The organism is Methyloversatilis sp. NSM2, from assembly GCF_038066675.1.
In the GTDB taxonomy this organism is placed as follows: domain Bacteria; phylum Pseudomonadota; class Gammaproteobacteria; order Burkholderiales; family Rhodocyclaceae; genus Methyloversatilis; species Methyloversatilis discipulorum_A.
The window spans coordinates 22,230-36,441 of the sequence record NZ_JBBUKV010000001.1; the positions used below are offsets into that span (position 1 = coordinate 22,230).

The following is a 14,212-nucleotide window of genomic DNA, read 5'->3' on the forward strand; positions in this document are numbered from 1 at the left end:
GGAATCTTTAACGGTTGGCGCCGGACGGCCTACTTGCGCTTGATCAGGCCGGCGACGCCGGCGGCGATCAGCAGGGCCGGCCACCAGGTGCCGAACAGTTCGGCCAGCTCGCGCAGCGAAAAGAGGTTGAGGTTGGAAGCCAGCAGCAGTGCGCCGATGACGATGAGGCCGATCGATCCGATCATTGCTTGTCCTTGTTGTCCGGGGCGGTCCAGACCGCGATGGTATTCCGTCCGGCTGCCTTTGCTGCGTACATCGCCTGATCGGCACGGGCGACCAGGGTGTCGAAGTCGTCGCCGTGGTCCGGGCACATCACGACGCCCAGGCTGGCGGAGATCTGCGCCTGCCCCTGTTCGAGCGTGAAGGGCTCGCCGAGACGCAAGCGTATTTTTTCCGCCACCGCGCAGGCGGCCTCGATCGAACCGGTTTCCGGCAGCAGGGCGACGAATTCGTCGCCGCCGTGACGGGCCAGCGTATCGGCTGCGCGCAGGCAGGCGAGCATGCGGCGGCTCGCTTCGATCAGCACCTCATCGCCGGCGTGATGCCCCATCCGGTCGTTCACCTCCTTGAAGTGGTCGAGGTCGATGAACAGCAGGCAGAAACGTCGCCGGTAGCGCTGCGCTGACGTCAGCGTCCGGTTCAGCCGCTCCACCAGCAGCGAGCGGTTGGGCAGACCGGTCAGGCTGTCGTGCGTGGCCAGCCAGGCGATCCTCGCCTCGTCGGCCTTGCGTTCGCTGATGTCGGCCATGACGATGATGGCGCCGGTGACGCGGCCGGCGCCGTCGGTGCGCGGCACACCGGAGGCGAGCACGGCGACTTCGCCGCGGTCGCGGCTCTGCAGCGTCAGTTCCATGCGCACGGTGTCGCCGCCGAGCAGTGCGTCCGCCATCGACTGCAGCGCATGCCGGTTGCCGTCGAAGGCCAGTTCGCCGAGCGAGCGGCCGCTGACGTCGCGCGCGTCGAGGTTGAGCATCCGGTGCAGGCCTGGGTTGGCATATTCGATGCGGCCCCGTGCGTCGAGCGCGAGGATGCTTTCGCCGGACAGATTGACCAGGGTCGAGTACAGCGCTTCGCTGCGCGCCAGCGAAGCGCCCAACTCGGCCAGCCGAGCGGCCCGGCGGCGGGCCAGTCCGAGGCTGGCGGTCAGTGCCACCACGAGTACGCCGAACAGCACGACCAGCGCCAGTTCGGTGTGCCAGCGATCGACGTCGGCCGCCGCCTCCTGCCGCTGCTCGAACACCAGCAGCCAGCGCCGTCCGTCGATGTCGCGCGAAATGGAATGCGTCGGCGCATCGAAGCGGACCGGGTCGGTCGGGTGGCTGTCGAACAGTTGCGCTTCGGGTTCGGCGGAGCTGCCGTCGTAGATGCGCAGGCGCAAGGAGGGTTGCATGCGACCCAGTGTGCCGGCCATCAGGTCGAGCATGCGGAAGGGGCTGTACACCCATCCGCTGAGCGCCGCCGCGCGTTCCGTCTCGGTGCCGGTGGGCAGGCCGCGGCGGTAGGCGGGCAGATAGAGCAGTACGCCGGTCTGGATGTCGCGGTCGGCCTCCTGGATCAGCCTGACCTTGCCGGTCAGCGCCGCTTCGCCGGTCAGTCGGGCACGCTGCATCGCCTCGCGGCGTACCGGCTCGGACAGCATGTCGAAGGAGATGGCGCGCTGATTGCGCCAGTCCTGCGGTTCGAGATAGACGATGCTGCTGTACTCCGGGCGTTTGCCCGGCGGACGGATGCTGTAATCGGCCTGGCCGCGGGCGCGCATCGACGCGATGTGGCTGTCCAGATCGTCCGCTTTCACGTAGGCGGAGAAGCCGACGCCCTGTATGCCGGGAAAGTCCTCCTGCAGCGACAGTGCGCCGACATAGGTTTTCCAGTCCTCGTGCGTGACCTCGTCCGACGCGTCGAACAGCGCGCGTGCGCCGCGCAGCACCTGACGGTAGGCGCGCATCCGTTGTTCGACCTGCTGCGTGATGTCGCGCGCCTCGAAGGCCAGACGTTCGTCGACGCGCTCGCGGTGCCGGCGATCCATCTCGTTCCACACCAGATAGACGGCCAGCGTCGCGCCGAGCGTGGCGAGCAGCACGGGCAGACCGATCTGCCAGACAGAACGGTCGGTTGAAGCTCGCGTGTCGGGCGCTGCGCTCATGTCGGCTATTGAACCTGCATTTTCCGGGCATGTCACCACGGTCTGGGCGGCGGGCTAGGGTCTGTTGCCATTGAATCGCGGGCCGCGCGCGAATTCCGATGCGTCCGGATCAAGGCGGGCCGACGCCGGCTGACTGGCCGTCAGGCCAGGAGGCCCAACGCGGAGCTGGGCGCATCGGGACTCGCGCCCTCCGGGTTTGCAGCGTGCGAGGCACGGACTGCGTTGCGCTTCTTGTCGAGACGGCCAGTCTCGACTTCGTCGCACGCCTTGCCCGTGTCTCGCGCGCTGCAAACGCGGTTCGCGATTCAATGGCAACAGACCCTAGGGCCGCAGTGACCTCTCTGGTGCGTCAAGGACTTATCGACCGCCGGCGGCCGGTCTTGACCCCGCCACGCCGCTGAATGGGGGTGCTGCGGCTTATACTTGCGCCCTTTCCCTGTCGGTGCAGTTGCAGAAAATGGCCCAATACGTGATGTCCATGCTCCGCGTGAGCAAGGTGGTTCCCCCGAAGCGCACGATCATCAAGGACATATCGCTGTCCTTCTTTCCCGGCGCCAAGATCGGCCTGCTCGGCCTGAACGGCTCGGGCAAGTCGACGGTGCTGCGCATCATGGCCAACGCCGACCGCGAGTACGACGGCGAGGTGCAGCACCAGCCCGGCGTGCGCATCGGCTATCTGCCGCAGGAGCCGGAACTAGACGCGGACAAGACGGTGAAGGAAGAGGTCGAATCCGGCCTCGGCGAAATCGTCGAGGCGCGCCAGAAGCTGGAGCAGATCTACGCCGCCTACGCCGAACCGGACGCCGATTTCGACAAGCTGGCGGAAGAGCAGGCGAAGTACGAGGCGGTGCTGGCGGCAGCCGGTTCGGACGTCGAGACGCAGATGGAGATCGCCGCCGACGCGCTGCGCCTGCCGCCGTGGGACGCGAAGATCGGCCCGCTGTCCGGCGGCGAGAAGCGCCGCGTTGCGCTGTGCAAGCTGCTGCTGTCCAAGCCGGACATGCTGCTGCTGGACGAACCGACCAACCACCTGGACGCCGAATCGGTGGACTGGCTGGAACAGTTCCTGGTGCGCTTCCCGGGCACCGTGGTGGCGGTGACGCACGACCGCTACTTCCTCGACAACGCGGCCGAGTGGATTCTCGAACTGGACCGCGGCCACGGCATTCCGTGGAAGGGCAATTACTCCAGCTGGCTGGACCAGAAGGGCGAGCGCCTGCGGCAGGAAGAGTCGCAGGAATCTGCGCGGCAGAAGGCGCTGGCGACCGAACTGGAGTGGGTGCGTGGCAATCCGAAGGCGCGCCAGGCCAAGAGCAAAGCACGGCTGGCCCGCTACGAGGAGATGAGCAGCGTCGAGTACCAGAAGCGCAACGAAACGCACGAAATCTTCATCCCGCCGGGCGAGCGTCTGGGCGACAAGGTGATCGAGTTCCACAATGTTTCGAAGGGTTTCGGCGACCGCCTGCTGATCGACAACCTGAGCTTCAGCATTCCGCCCGGCGCCATCGTCGGCGTCATCGGCCCGAACGGCGCCGGCAAGTCGACGCTGTTCCGGATGATTCAGGGCAAGGACACGCCGGACTCGGGCGAAATCGTGGTCGGCCCGACCGTCAAGATCGCTGCCGTCGACCAGACCCGCGACGGGCTGGATGGCTCGAAGACAGTGTTCGAGGCGGTGTCCGACGGCGCGGACATCCTGACTGTCGGCCGCTTCGAAATGCCCAGCCGCGCCTACATCGGCCGCTTCAACTTCAAGGGTGGCGACCAGCAGAAGATCGTCGGCAACCTGTCGGGCGGTGAGCGCGGCCGGCTGCACCTTGCCAAGACGCTGATTTCCGGTGGCAATGTGCTGCTGCTCGACGAACCGTCGAACGACCTCGACGTGGAAACGCTGCGCGCACTCGAGGACGCGCTGCTCGAGTTCTCCGGCTGCGTGCTCGTCACCTCGCACGACCGCTGGTTCCTCGACCGCATCGCCACCCACATCCTGGCGGCCGAGGGGGACTCGCAATGGACCTTCTTCAACGGTAACTACCAGGAATACGAAGCCGACAAGAAGAAGCGCCTCGGCGAAGAGGGCGCCAAACCGAAGCGCATCCGCTACAAGCCCATCAGTCGCTGATCACGCAGCGGTCGCGCCCTGCGGACTTCGCGCGATAGAGCGCGAAGTCCGCCCGCTCGACCGCGTGTTCGATCGACTCTCCCGGGCGGAACTGAGCCAGTCCTGCCGAGAATGTCACCTTGGCGGCGTCACTGGCGGCGACCAGCCTTATCTGCGCCAGTGCAGCGCGCACCCGCGTCATCGATTGATCGGCCTTCTGCGCCGGCGTGTCGGGCAGCAGCACCAGGAATTCCTCGCCGCCCCAGCGCGCCAGCACGTCCGACTCGCGCAGCGCGCCGGTCGCGGTGTCGGCGAAGCGCTGCAGCACGATGTCACCCGCCTTGTGTCCGTAGCTGTCGTTGATTCGTTTGAAGTGGTCGAGGTCGATCAGGCAGACGGTGAGCGGCGAGCCGGTCCGTTCCGCGCCCCTGGCCATCTGCGCGAACAGGTCGGTGATGTGGCGGCGGTTGGGCAGTCCGGTCAGGGCGTCGCGCGTGGCCAGTTCCTGTATGCGCGTCAGCGCCGCCTCGAGTTCGTTGCGCTGGGTGCGCAGGCGCGCCCGGATCGCCAGCAGCTGTTCGCTCAGCCGGCCCATGACCGCGAGGACCGCCGTCGTCAGCACGAAGTGCACCATTTCCACCTCGGCCGGGAAGTCGTCATGGCGCAGCGCGGACAGCGTGAACATCGTCAGTCCGGTGCCGACGACGACGCACCCGTTGTAGATGCGGCGTCTCTTGCGGTCGAGATTGAAGATGCTGAACACGAGAGTGAGCGCGAGCAGCATCAGCAGCGCACCGCGGACCGGTGCGAACACGATGTAGGCGGCGGTGATCCAGGCGCCTGCCGCCATGATCTGCAGGAAGGTGAGCGAAGGATCGCGAAACCGCAGGTTCAGCCCGCTGCGCAGCGTGGCGTAGACGATGACCATCCAGACGATCATGCCGCCCTGCAGCAGGCGGGTGGCGACCGGGTCGGCCATGCCGTGCGCCACCGCGTACTCGGCCAGCCCAATGCATATCACGTACACCAGCATGGACGTAAAAGCGCGGGAGATGCGCAGGCGCTGCCGCGGCTCGTCGTCCAGCACCAGAGTCAGCCAACGCGCGTGCGCGTGCCCCGGCGGGGGCGCGTCGAACGGCGGCTCAGGGCTGTCCTTTTTCGTGTCCATCCGTTCCTCGTCCGCAATGCCCGGCCGGCGTTGGCATCGGGCAGGCGGTGTGCACACCGCACTCATCTCGGGAACCAGCGTAGCGCCGCACAAAGTCTTTCTCGCTGCGCAAGGTCAATCTTCCCGATTTCGCAAGGTGTCTGTCTGTGAATTGGTGCCGCCGGTCAGGCGCTGCAGCTGCCGGTGCGCCGGCGGATCTCGCACGCTTCAGTTTGCGACGGCGAGGGCGTACGCTTCGCGCTTCCATGCGCCGCGCCTTGTGCGGCCGTAACCGGGAGCCGGGATGATGATGCGGACTTTTCTTGCTGCGGCACTCGCAAGCCTGTGCCTGAGCGCGCCTGTGCGGGCGGTCGAGGTGGTGTTCGACTACCGCTACGACAGCGGTGGCTTCTTCACCGACGACCGACGTGCCGTGCTCGACGATGTGGCGCGCCTGTTCAGCAGCAATCTCGACGACACGCTGGCGGCCATTGCGCCCACCGGCGACGACGTGTTCCAGGCCCGCATCTTCGATCCGGTCGATCCGTTGAACAGCACGGTGGTGGTGCCCGGGCTGACCGTGGCCGCCGACGAGATCCGCATCTTCGTCGGCGCGCGCGCCTTTTCCGGACAGACGCTGGGGGTGGGCGGGCCGGGTTTTCACGTGGCGAGCGGCAGCGGCGACTTCGTTGCGCTGGCCGACGGGCGTGGCGAGCCGGGGGCACTGACGTCGCCGCCCACCGACTTCGCGCCCTGGGGCGGCACCATCACCTTCGGCACCAACGTCGGCTGGTACGCCGACGACGATGTCGGCACCGTCGAGAACTTCGCCGGACTGTTCGACCTGTATACGGTGGCGGCGCACGAAACGGCGCACGTGCTGGGCATAGGTACCGCCGACAGCTGGTTCGCCCTGGTCAGCGACCGCAACTTCATCGGCGCCAGCGCGACCGCGATCAACGACGGTGTCGCGCCGCTGCTGCGCAACGACGGCAGCGACGCGCATTTCGATACCTCCTTGCGGGCGGCCGCGAACGGCGTCGATCAGGTGCCGCTGCTGTCGCCGGTCATTCCAGCCGGCGCGCGCCGCTACATGACCGAACTCGACTGGGCGGCGCTGCGCGACATCGGGTGGGAGGTGGCCAGCCTGCAGGCGACCGTGCCGGCGCCGATACCCGAGCCGGCGACCTGGGGCCTGATGGCGGGCGGCCTGTTGCTGGTGGGCGCCTCCGCCCGACGCCGTGCGGCCTGATGCCACGGCGCGCCCGCTGCACACGGCGGTAAAGTCCGGCGCCGGATTGCCGAAAACAGGGGACGTCAATCTCCTGTGCGCGGCCTCATGTCCGAAACGATGAAGATTCAGGCAGAGGCCACGGTGGTCCCTGCCGGCACCGACCCGGCGGCCGTCGTGCCGGGCGCCGAGGTGCGCGCCTCGCTTGGCGTGACCGGCCGCCGCCGTCTGGTGCTGATGCTTGGCATGCTGCTCGCGCTCGGCTTTCTGGCCAACACGCTGCTGAGCTACTCGGTGTCGAAGCGAGAGATCCAGCGCTCCATCGTCGAGAACGAACTGCCGCTGACCTCCGACACCATCTACTCGGAAATCCAGAAGGACCTGATCCGGCCGGTGTTCGTGTCGTCGGTGATGGCCGGCGACACCTTCGTCCGCGACTGGGTGCTGCAGGGCGAACGCGACGTGCCGGCGATGACCAAGTTTCTCGGCGAAATCCGCACGCGCTACGGCACCTTCACCAGCTTTTTCGTATCGGAAGCGACCCGCAACTACTATCACCCGGACGGCGTGCTGCGCCGGGTGGAGCAGGGCAGCGAGCGCGATGCCTGGTATTTCCGTTCGCGCGACCTCGACGCGCCGTACGAAATCAACGTCGATTCCGACACCGCTTCGCCCGACACGCTGACCGTGTTCGTCAATTACCGCGTGTTCGACTACGCCGGCAAGACGGTGGGTGTCACCGGCGTCGGCCTCACCGTCGACACGGTGCGGCGGCTGCTGTCCGGCTACCAGCAGCGTTATCACCGCGGCGTCTATTTCGTCGATCGCAGCGGCAACATCGTGCTGTACGGCGACCAGCCGTCGCACGGCACGCTGCGGATTGCCGACGTCGAAGGCCTGGGCGACATCGCGCACGAGGTGCTGGCCCGCGACAGCGGTTCCTACCAGTACCGCGAGGGCGGCAAGGACTTCCTGCTGAACGTGCGCTACGTGCCGGAGCTGGACTGGTACCTGTTCGTCGAGAAGGTCGAGAACGAGGCGCTGGCCGACATCCGCCGCACGCTGTACATCAACCTGCTCATCTGCGCGCTGGTGACCGCGGCGGTGCTTTGGCTGAGCAGCCTGACGCTTGGTGGCTATCAGCGCCGGCTGGAGCAGATGGCCACTACCGACCGGCTGACCGGCCTGCTCAACCGCCACGCCTTCGAAATCATGCTCGAACACGCGGTGGCGGAAGTGCAGCGGAGCCGCCGGCCGTCGGCCGTGCTGCTGATCGACATCGATCACTTCAAGTCCCTGAACGACCGCTACGGCCATCTGGCTGGCGACCGCATGATCGAGCATGTCGGGGCGCTGATACGCAGCGGCCTGCGCGCATCCGACATGGCCTGCCGCTGGGGTGGCGAGGAATTCCTGGTGGTGCTGAAGGACTGCGCGGCCGACGACGCCCGGCAGCGGGCGGAAACCCTGCGTGCGCTGATCGGCGCCAGCCCGCTGAGCATAAGCGGCGCTGCGGTGACGGCGATGGTCAGTGTCGGCGTCACCGCCTTCGCCACCGACGACACGCCGGTGCGACTGGTCGACCGTGCCGACCGCGCGCTGTACGCGGCCAAGGGGGCCGGCCGTGATCGCGTGGAGATGGCCTGAGGCGCAGGATCGGGGATAATCCCGCCTTTCCCGCAGGCCCTGCATCATGACCGCCGACCGTCGCATCCTCGAACTGCTTGCACCCGCGAAGAACGCCGATTTCGGCATCGAGGCGATCAACCATGGCGCCGACGCCGTCTACATCGGCGGCCCGTCCTTCGGTGCGCGCAAGGGCGCCGACAACGACATCGCCGACATCGCCCGCCTCTGTACGCACGCGCACCGCTACCACGCGCGCGTGCTGACCGCCTTCAACACGATACTGCGCGACGACGAGCTCGAACCTGCCCGCCGCGCGATCTGGCAGCTGTACGACGCCGGCGTCGACGCGCTCATCGTGCAGGACATGGCGCTGCTCGAAATGGACCTGCCGCCGATCCAGCTGCACGCCAGCACGCAGACCGACATCCGCGACGCGGCCAAGGCGCGCTTCCTGCAGGACGTCGGCTTCACGCAGATCGTGCTGGCGCGCGAAATGACGCTGGAGGACGTGCGCAAGGTGGCGGCGAACACCTCCTGCACGCTTGAGTACTTCGTGCACGGCGCGCTGTGCGTGGCCTTCAGCGGCCAGTGCTTCATCAGTCACGCCCACACCGGCCGCAGCGCCAACCGCGGCGAGTGCTCGCAGGCCTGTCGTCTGTCCTACACGCTGACCGACGCGCAGGGCCGGGTGGTGGCGCACGACAAGCACCTGCTGTCGATGAAGGACAACGACCAGTCGGCCAATATGCGTGCGCTGATCGATGCCGGCGTGTCCTCGTTCAAGATCGAGGGCCGGCTGAAGGACCTCGGCTACGTGAAGAACATCACCGCCCACTACAGCACGCTGCTGAACGGACTGCTGGCCGACCTGCCGGGCTACCGCCGCGCCTCCAGCGGCCGCTGCACCTACACCTTCGAGCCGCAGCCGGAAAAGACCTTCAACCGCGGCTCGACCGACTACTTCGCGAACGGCCGCCAGCACGGCATCGAGGCGTTCGAATCGCCGAGCTTCGTCGGCGAGGAAGCGGCGACGATCAGCAAGGTGGCGGCTGACCACATCGAGGTCGAGGCCGAGGTCGACATCCACAACGGCGACGGCCTGAGCTACTACGACAGCCACCGCGAACTGATGGGCCTGCGCATCAACGTCGCGCAGGGGCGCAAGCTCTACCCGAACGCGATGCCGGACGATCTGAAGCCGGGCATGACGCTGTACCGCAACCGCGACCAGGCTTTCGAACGCGCGCTGGAGAAGAAGTCGGCCGACCGCCGCATCCGCGCCGACCTGCGCTTCGAGGAAACCGCGGACGGCTTCGCACTGACGATGACCGACGAGGATGGCGTCAGCGCCCGGGTCGAGCTGGTGCACGACAAGCAGCCGGCGCGTGACGCCGAACGGGCGCTGTCCGGCATCCGCGACAGCCTGGGCAAGCTGGGCAACACGCTGTTCGAAGCCGGCGACATCGCGATCGATCTGCCGGAGGCGCGCTTCCTGCCGGCGTCGGCCCTGAACGGCCTGCGCCGCGACGCGGTGGCGCTGCTGGAGACGAAGCGCATCGCCGCTCATCAGCGACCACAGCCCGGTGTGCCGGTCGAACCGCCGGTGCGTTTCACCGACACCGAACTGTCCTATCTGGCCAATGTGTACAACGAGAAGGCGCGCGCCTTCTACCGCAAGCATGGCGTGGAACTGATCGCCGACGCCTACGAGGCGAATCAGGAACTGGGCGAGGTGTCGCTGATGATCACCAAGCACTGCCTGCGCTTCAGCCACAACCTGTGCCCGAAGGAACTGAAGGACTACGACCTGCGCGGCATGGTGAAGGCCGAACCGATGACGCTGATGAACGGCAACGACAGGCTCACGCTGCGTTTCGACTGCAAGAAGTGCGAAATGCACGTGGTCGGCCGCATCCGCAAGAACGTGCTGAAGGCGCAGGCGGTACCGGTCACCTTCCATCGCAGTGCGCCGGAAGGCGTCAAGGTGACACGTTCGGCGCGCTGATCGCCCTCAACCTTGCGCGCCCGCATGCCGCTGACAACACCATGCGGGCGCTGCCCGCGCCGATAGATCGACAGCCGACGTCATACCGACCGCCATGCAGAATTCCGTGCCGCACTGCCCGTCCTGCCGCGTGCCGATGAAGGTGCACCGCTTCAAGAATCACGGCGGCGAGGACATGGAGCTCGACATCTGCTGGCACTGCCAGGGTATCTGGTTCGACACTTTCGAGAACCTGCAGCTGTCGCCGGGCTCGGTCAACGAACTGTTCAAGCAACTGCACGCGCACCGCGACGAAATGCAGCATCCGGTCGCCAACGTGATGGCCTGCCCGCGCTGCAGCCGCAAGCTCGACAAGGGCTACGACCTGGTGCGCAGCGGGCGTTACATGACCTACCGCTGCCCGGAGAAGCACGGTCGCTACAGCAGCTTTTCGTCCTTCATGGTCGAGAAGGGCTTCGTGCGGCAGATGACGATGGCCGAAATCGCCGACCTGGCGAAGCGGGTCGGCGCCATCTACTGCACCGGCTGCGGGGCGCCGGTCGACATCCGCAAGGACCACGCCTGCCCGCACTGCCGCTCGGCCTTTTCGCTGCTCGATCCGGATGCCGTCGAAAATGCGCTGAAGGGCTACCACCAGGCGGAAGTGAAGCGCACCACGCGCGACCCGGTGTCGATGGCCGACGCCATTGTCGAGAGCGAGCGCACACGCGCCCGCGCCGACCGGCAGCGCCAGATCGAAGGCGCTCGCGATGCCGGCGGCCTGGACGTGGCCGATCTGCTGGTGGCCGGCGTCGGCCTCGTGTGGAAGGTGCTTACCCGCTGAACGCGGGCGCGCTCACGGCGCCGGTCGGCCGGATTGTTCGGCCTTGGCCGCCGCGGCCGCATCCTCGTCCATGTGCCGCTTGAAGAAGCGGCCGAACCAGATGCTCATGAAGATGACGATGGCGATCACCACCAGGCTCATCAGCCCGTAGTCGGTCGACAGCAGATCGGACAGCGCTTTCATGATTCCCTCCCTTTCGACGTGTTTTCGTCATTGAAGCGCCGGCCGGGTCATGACGGGCTGATGCAGGTCAACCGGGCGCCTGCTTGCCCGCCACCCAGGACAGCAATCCGGTCAGGAAGCGCCACACGCGCGGCAGCAGCCACAGCATGAGCAGCACGAAGAAGGCGAGCAGCACCAGGAAGAACACCGGGTAGGCGAAGGCCAGCCACAGCCCGCCGACCGCGAGGCCGTCCTCGCTGGTCGAGGCGAGCACGTTGCTGACCGGCTCCGGCGAGGCATTGATCGCCACCCGGCTCCCGGCCTTGGTCAGGTGAGTGGCGCCGGTCAGCGTACCGCCGAGCAGCGCGCCAGCCAGCACCACCGGTGTGCTCTGATCGGCCAGTGCCCAGGCGGCAAGCAGTGCGCCGGCCGGAATGCGGATGAAGGTGTGCAGCCCGTCCCACAGGCTGTCCAGCGCCGGCACCTTGTCGGCGAAGAACTCGACGCACAGCATGAAACCGGCGGCGGCCAGCACCAGCGGGTGTTCCAGCACGTCCAGCTCGCCGGGCAGTTCGACCCATTCCATCCGCCCCGCCAGACCGGCGAGAAAGATGACGGCGTACAGCCGCAGGCCGCTGGCCCAGGCGAGGCCGGCGGCGGCGGCAATGGCTTCGGTCAGGTCCATGGCGTGGGCATCGCTTCGGTTATCGGGCGTCGCGCTCGCATGCCCGACCGGCATGCGGCACTCGATCTTCATGCTAGCCGAAGCGCGCGGGGCCGAACAGCGCCGCCTCAGCCGAGCGCACCCGTCAGCGCCATCAACGCGCCGGCAGCGGCCAGCGCTGCCGAGGACCTGAGCGTGACCGCAGGCCACGCATTCACCAGGGGAACGAACAGGCTGCCGCCGACCATCCAGGCCGTCAGCACCAGCACGCTGCCGGCCATCGGGCCACTGCTCGCCATCGCCAGCAGCAGTTGCACCAGTGCGCTCGCCAGCGCCAGTTGCCGACCGTGTTCGATCAGCCAGCGCGGCGGCGCAGCGTCGGCGGCGGCGCGTGCGTTGCCGGCGGCGAACAGTGCGGCCACCGGTACCGCGCCGGTCAGCGCGAGTCCGCATTCGGTCAAGCCGGCGATCATGTGGCCGCGCCTGTCGAGGGCAGTGTCCGTCCGCCCAAGGGGCGCGCGCACAGCAGCGCCGTCAGCGCCAGCGCGGCCAGCACCGGGCGATCGACGGCGAGTGCGAGCCAGCCGAGCAGGGCGCTGCCGATCAACCACGCGATCCGGGCCGGGCCGCGGAACCAGGTGACCAGGGACAGCGCCGGCAGCAGCACGAAGAAGGCGAGGAGCATGCCGGTGTGACCGGCACCGCGGCCGTCGCCGCCGGTCTGGGCAATGTGGAAGCTTTCGACGAAACAGGCTGCGAGCACCCACCAGGGCAGGCCGTTCATGCAGCGACGCAGCAGGGTGGTGCGGTGTGCTCTGGCGGGCGCGCGCGCGGATGCAGTACCCGCGCGGGGCAGCAGCATTGCGCCAGCGGAGCAGGCCAGTGCCGTTGCGGCACAGGCAGCGGCCATGGCGCCGGCCTGCGGCGCATGCTGCAGCAGGCCGCTCAGTGCGACCGTCGCGCTGCCGACGGCGTTGCCGTACAGGCCGCGCCGCCAGACCGCAACGGGCTGTGTGGCCCGCGCAGTCAGCGTCGTCAGCAGCAGCCAGAACAGGATGAACAGCCATGGGCCCAGGCCCTGATTGCCTGGCAGCAGTTCGAGACGGCGGCCGAGCCACAGGCTGGTCGCGGCACAGAGCAGCAGCGCAGTCGGTGCGGCGGTCAGCAGTGCCGCCATGATGCGGTCAAACAAGGCGTTCTCCGGTCATGGTCGGACTGCGGGCGGCGTCGCCCGAGCGGTGCTGCTGACGACGTCGGTCGGCCCAGATCACGGTACCGCTGATGGCCAGGCCGGCAGCGCTCAGACCGAGCACGCAATACAGCGCCTTCAGCATGAGGCCGCCGAAATCGCCGAAGTGCAGCGGCTCCATCCAGCCGTCGAAGCGGCTCCAGAATCCGCGCTGGCGCGGGTCACGCAGATCCAGCGTGCGGCCGTCGGCACCGGCGTAGCTGACGCGGGCGCTGCTGATCAGATGCTGTGGCAGGTCGCCGGAGATGGTGACGATGGCGTCGGCGCGCTGAACGTTGCGCAGCGAGATCGTTTCCGGATCCAGACCGGGCAGGTCTCGACGCGCCTGCAGCAGCAGGGTATCCAGCGACTGCATGGGCTGCTTGCGCGCGTCCTTCGGCAGCGCGACTGCGGGGTCGGCGCCGCCGCTGAGGTAACGCCAGCTCTGTTCGAACACCGGTGCGAGGCCGAGCCAGCAACCGGTGAAAGCGATGAGCAGATGGAAGGCGAGGCCCCAGATGGCGGACGCCTTGTGCAGGTCGGACGCCGCCAGCCGGCTGCTGCGGCGCCAGCGCACCGTGAACAGCTCGCGCATGATCTTGCGGTGGATCACGATGCCGCTCAGTGCCAGCACCAGCATGACGGCACCGAGAAAGCCGACGATCCAGCGCGGCGCAAAGAACAGGAACACGTGCAGCATGCGCACGAACTGTCCCAGTTCGCTGTCCACCGGGCCGATGACGGCGGCGCTGCCGGCATCGACAGCGATCTTGCTGCGCAGACCGTCGTCGTGTCGCACCTGCGCGAAGTAGGCCGGACTGGTGGCGGTCGGCAGCACGATGTTCTCGACCTTGCTGCCGGGCAACGCGCTCTGCACGGCCGCCAAGACGGCCTGCGGCCCGACCGGCGACTGCGCGTGCTCGAGGTTGCGCAGCGACGGATTGCCCCACAGGTCGATCTCGTGCTTGAACACTGCCAGCGCGCCGGACATGCAGATCACGAACAGCAGTACGCCGGTGACGATGCCGGCCCACGAGTGCACCGCAAACAGCAGGGTGAGCGTGCGTTGCGAAGCCACA

At 67.6% G+C, this 14,212-nt stretch carries 13 protein-coding genes; 5 read left to right on the plus strand and 8 right to left on the minus strand.

Annotation, left to right across the window (positions count from 1 at the left end; genetic code table 11):
- Window positions 1–29: 29 nt before the first annotated feature.
- Window positions 30–185 (minus strand): LiaI-LiaF-like domain-containing protein, encoded by a 156-nt coding sequence (locus WJU27_RS00085; RefSeq protein WP_019917143.1) that lies wholly within the window; start codon window positions 183–185, stop codon window positions 30–32.
- The gene (locus tag WJU27_RS00090) at window positions 182–2,143 is read right to left on the minus strand and encodes a CHASE domain-containing protein (RefSeq protein ID WP_296812961.1); all 1,962 of its coding nucleotides are present in this window, start codon (window positions 2,141–2,143) and stop codon (window positions 182–184) included. Before WJU27_RS00090 ends, WJU27_RS00085 begins: the two co-directional genes overlap by 4 nt.
- 457 nt (window positions 2,144–2,600) lie before the next feature.
- Between WJU27_RS00090 and ettA the strand changes: the two genes are divergently transcribed.
- Window positions 2,601–4,265, plus strand: a complete 1,665-nt coding sequence (gene ettA / locus WJU27_RS00095) for an energy-dependent translational throttle protein EttA (RefSeq protein WP_020165573.1) — start codon at window positions 2,601–2,603, stop codon at window positions 4,263–4,265.
- Here the strand turns inward: ettA and WJU27_RS00100 are convergent.
- Window positions 4,255–5,412, minus strand: a complete 1,158-nt coding sequence (locus WJU27_RS00100; protein ID WP_341420756.1) for a GGDEF domain-containing protein — start codon at window positions 5,410–5,412, stop codon at window positions 4,255–4,257. The genes ettA and WJU27_RS00100 overlap by 11 nt on opposite strands.
- A gap of 283 nt (window positions 5,413–5,695) precedes the next feature.
- Here WJU27_RS00100 and WJU27_RS00105 point away from each other — a divergent pair, with 283 nt between their 5' ends.
- From WJU27_RS00105 to WJU27_RS00120, 4 genes are all read left to right on the plus strand, one after another.
- The gene (locus WJU27_RS00105) at window positions 5,696–6,643 is read left to right on the plus strand and encodes a PEP-CTERM sorting domain-containing protein (RefSeq protein WP_341420757.1); all 948 of its coding nucleotides are present in this window, start codon (window positions 5,696–5,698) and stop codon (window positions 6,641–6,643) included.
- Between the two features lie 99 nt (window positions 6,644–6,742).
- Entirely contained in the window at window positions 6,743–8,269 is a 1,527-nt protein-coding gene (locus WJU27_RS00110; RefSeq protein WP_341420758.1) for a sensor domain-containing diguanylate cyclase, read from the plus strand.
- A gap of 46 nt (window positions 8,270–8,315) precedes the next feature.
- Window positions 8,316–10,256, plus strand: coding sequence for a peptidase U32 family protein (locus WJU27_RS00115; protein ID WP_341420759.1), 1,941 nt, complete (start codon window positions 8,316–8,318; stop codon window positions 10,254–10,256).
- A gap of 94 nt (window positions 10,257–10,350) precedes the next feature.
- A complete protein-coding gene (locus WJU27_RS00120; protein WP_020165568.1) occupies window positions 10,351–11,079 on the plus strand; it encodes a TFIIB-type zinc ribbon-containing protein in 729 nt (242 codons plus the stop codon).
- A gap of 12 nt (window positions 11,080–11,091) precedes the next feature.
- Here WJU27_RS00120 and WJU27_RS00125 read toward each other — a convergent pair whose 3' ends face one another.
- The 5 genes from WJU27_RS00125 to WJU27_RS00145 all read right to left on the minus strand — a co-directional run bounded on the left by WJU27_RS00125 (window position 11,092) and on the right by WJU27_RS00145 (window position 14,211).
- Window positions 11,092–11,262 carry a DUF3149 domain-containing protein gene (locus tag WJU27_RS00125; protein WP_019917152.1) on the minus strand — a complete coding sequence of 57 codons (171 nt, stop codon included), beginning with the start codon at window positions 11,260–11,262 and terminating at the stop codon, window positions 11,092–11,094.
- Between the two features lie 67 nt (window positions 11,263–11,329).
- A complete protein-coding gene (locus WJU27_RS00130; protein ID WP_019917153.1) occupies window positions 11,330–11,926 on the minus strand; it encodes a DUF4126 domain-containing protein in 597 nt (198 codons plus the stop codon).
- 107 nt (window positions 11,927–12,033) lie between these two features.
- Window positions 12,034–12,378: a hypothetical protein gene (locus tag WJU27_RS00135; protein ID WP_341420760.1), complete on the minus strand. Its 345-nt coding sequence runs from the start codon at window positions 12,376–12,378 to the stop codon at window positions 12,034–12,036.
- Window positions 12,375–13,097: a hypothetical protein gene (locus WJU27_RS00140; RefSeq protein ID WP_341420761.1), complete on the minus strand. Its 723-nt coding sequence runs from the start codon at window positions 13,095–13,097 to the stop codon at window positions 12,375–12,377. The genes WJU27_RS00135 and WJU27_RS00140 overlap by 4 nt, the downstream gene beginning before the upstream one ends.
- Window positions 13,090–14,211, minus strand: coding sequence for a PepSY-associated TM helix domain-containing protein (locus tag WJU27_RS00145; RefSeq protein ID WP_341420762.1), 1,122 nt, complete (start codon window positions 14,209–14,211; stop codon window positions 13,090–13,092). The genes WJU27_RS00140 and WJU27_RS00145 overlap by 8 nt, the downstream gene beginning before the upstream one ends.
- Window position 14,212 lies beyond the last annotated feature (1 nt).

Bases quoted from the DNA above. Each gene is read 5' to 3' on its own strand.
- WJU27_RS00100 (WP_341420756.1), bottom strand. From the start codon at position 5,412: ATGGACACGAAAAAGGACAGCCCTGAGCCGCCGTTCGACGCGCCCCCG.
- WJU27_RS00115 (WP_341420759.1), top strand. From the start codon at position 8,316: ATGACCGCCGACCGTCGCATCCTCGAACTGCTTGCACCCGCGAAGAAC.
- WJU27_RS00085 (WP_019917143.1), bottom strand. From the start codon at position 185: ATGATCGGATCGATCGGCCTCATCGTCATCGGCGCACTGCTGCTGGCT.
- WJU27_RS00090 (WP_296812961.1), bottom strand. From the start codon at position 2,143: ATGAGCGCAGCGCCCGACACGCGAGCTTCAACCGACCGTTCTGTCTGG.
- WJU27_RS00125 (WP_019917152.1), bottom strand. From the start codon at position 11,262: ATGAAAGCGCTGTCCGATCTGCTGTCGACCGACTACGGGCTGATGAGC.
- WJU27_RS00105 (WP_341420757.1), top strand. From the start codon at position 5,696: ATGATGATGCGGACTTTTCTTGCTGCGGCACTCGCAAGCCTGTGCCTG.
- WJU27_RS00135 (WP_341420760.1), bottom strand. From the start codon at position 12,378: ATGATCGCCGGCTTGACCGAATGCGGACTCGCGCTGACCGGCGCGGTA.
- WJU27_RS00120 (WP_020165568.1), top strand. From the start codon at position 10,351: ATGCAGAATTCCGTGCCGCACTGCCCGTCCTGCCGCGTGCCGATGAAG.
- ettA (WP_020165573.1), top strand. From the start codon at position 2,601: ATGGCCCAATACGTGATGTCCATGCTCCGCGTGAGCAAGGTGGTTCCC.
- WJU27_RS00110 (WP_341420758.1), top strand. From the start codon at position 6,743: ATGAAGATTCAGGCAGAGGCCACGGTGGTCCCTGCCGGCACCGACCCG.
- WJU27_RS00130 (WP_019917153.1), bottom strand. From the start codon at position 11,926: ATGGACCTGACCGAAGCCATTGCCGCCGCCGCCGGCCTCGCCTGGGCC.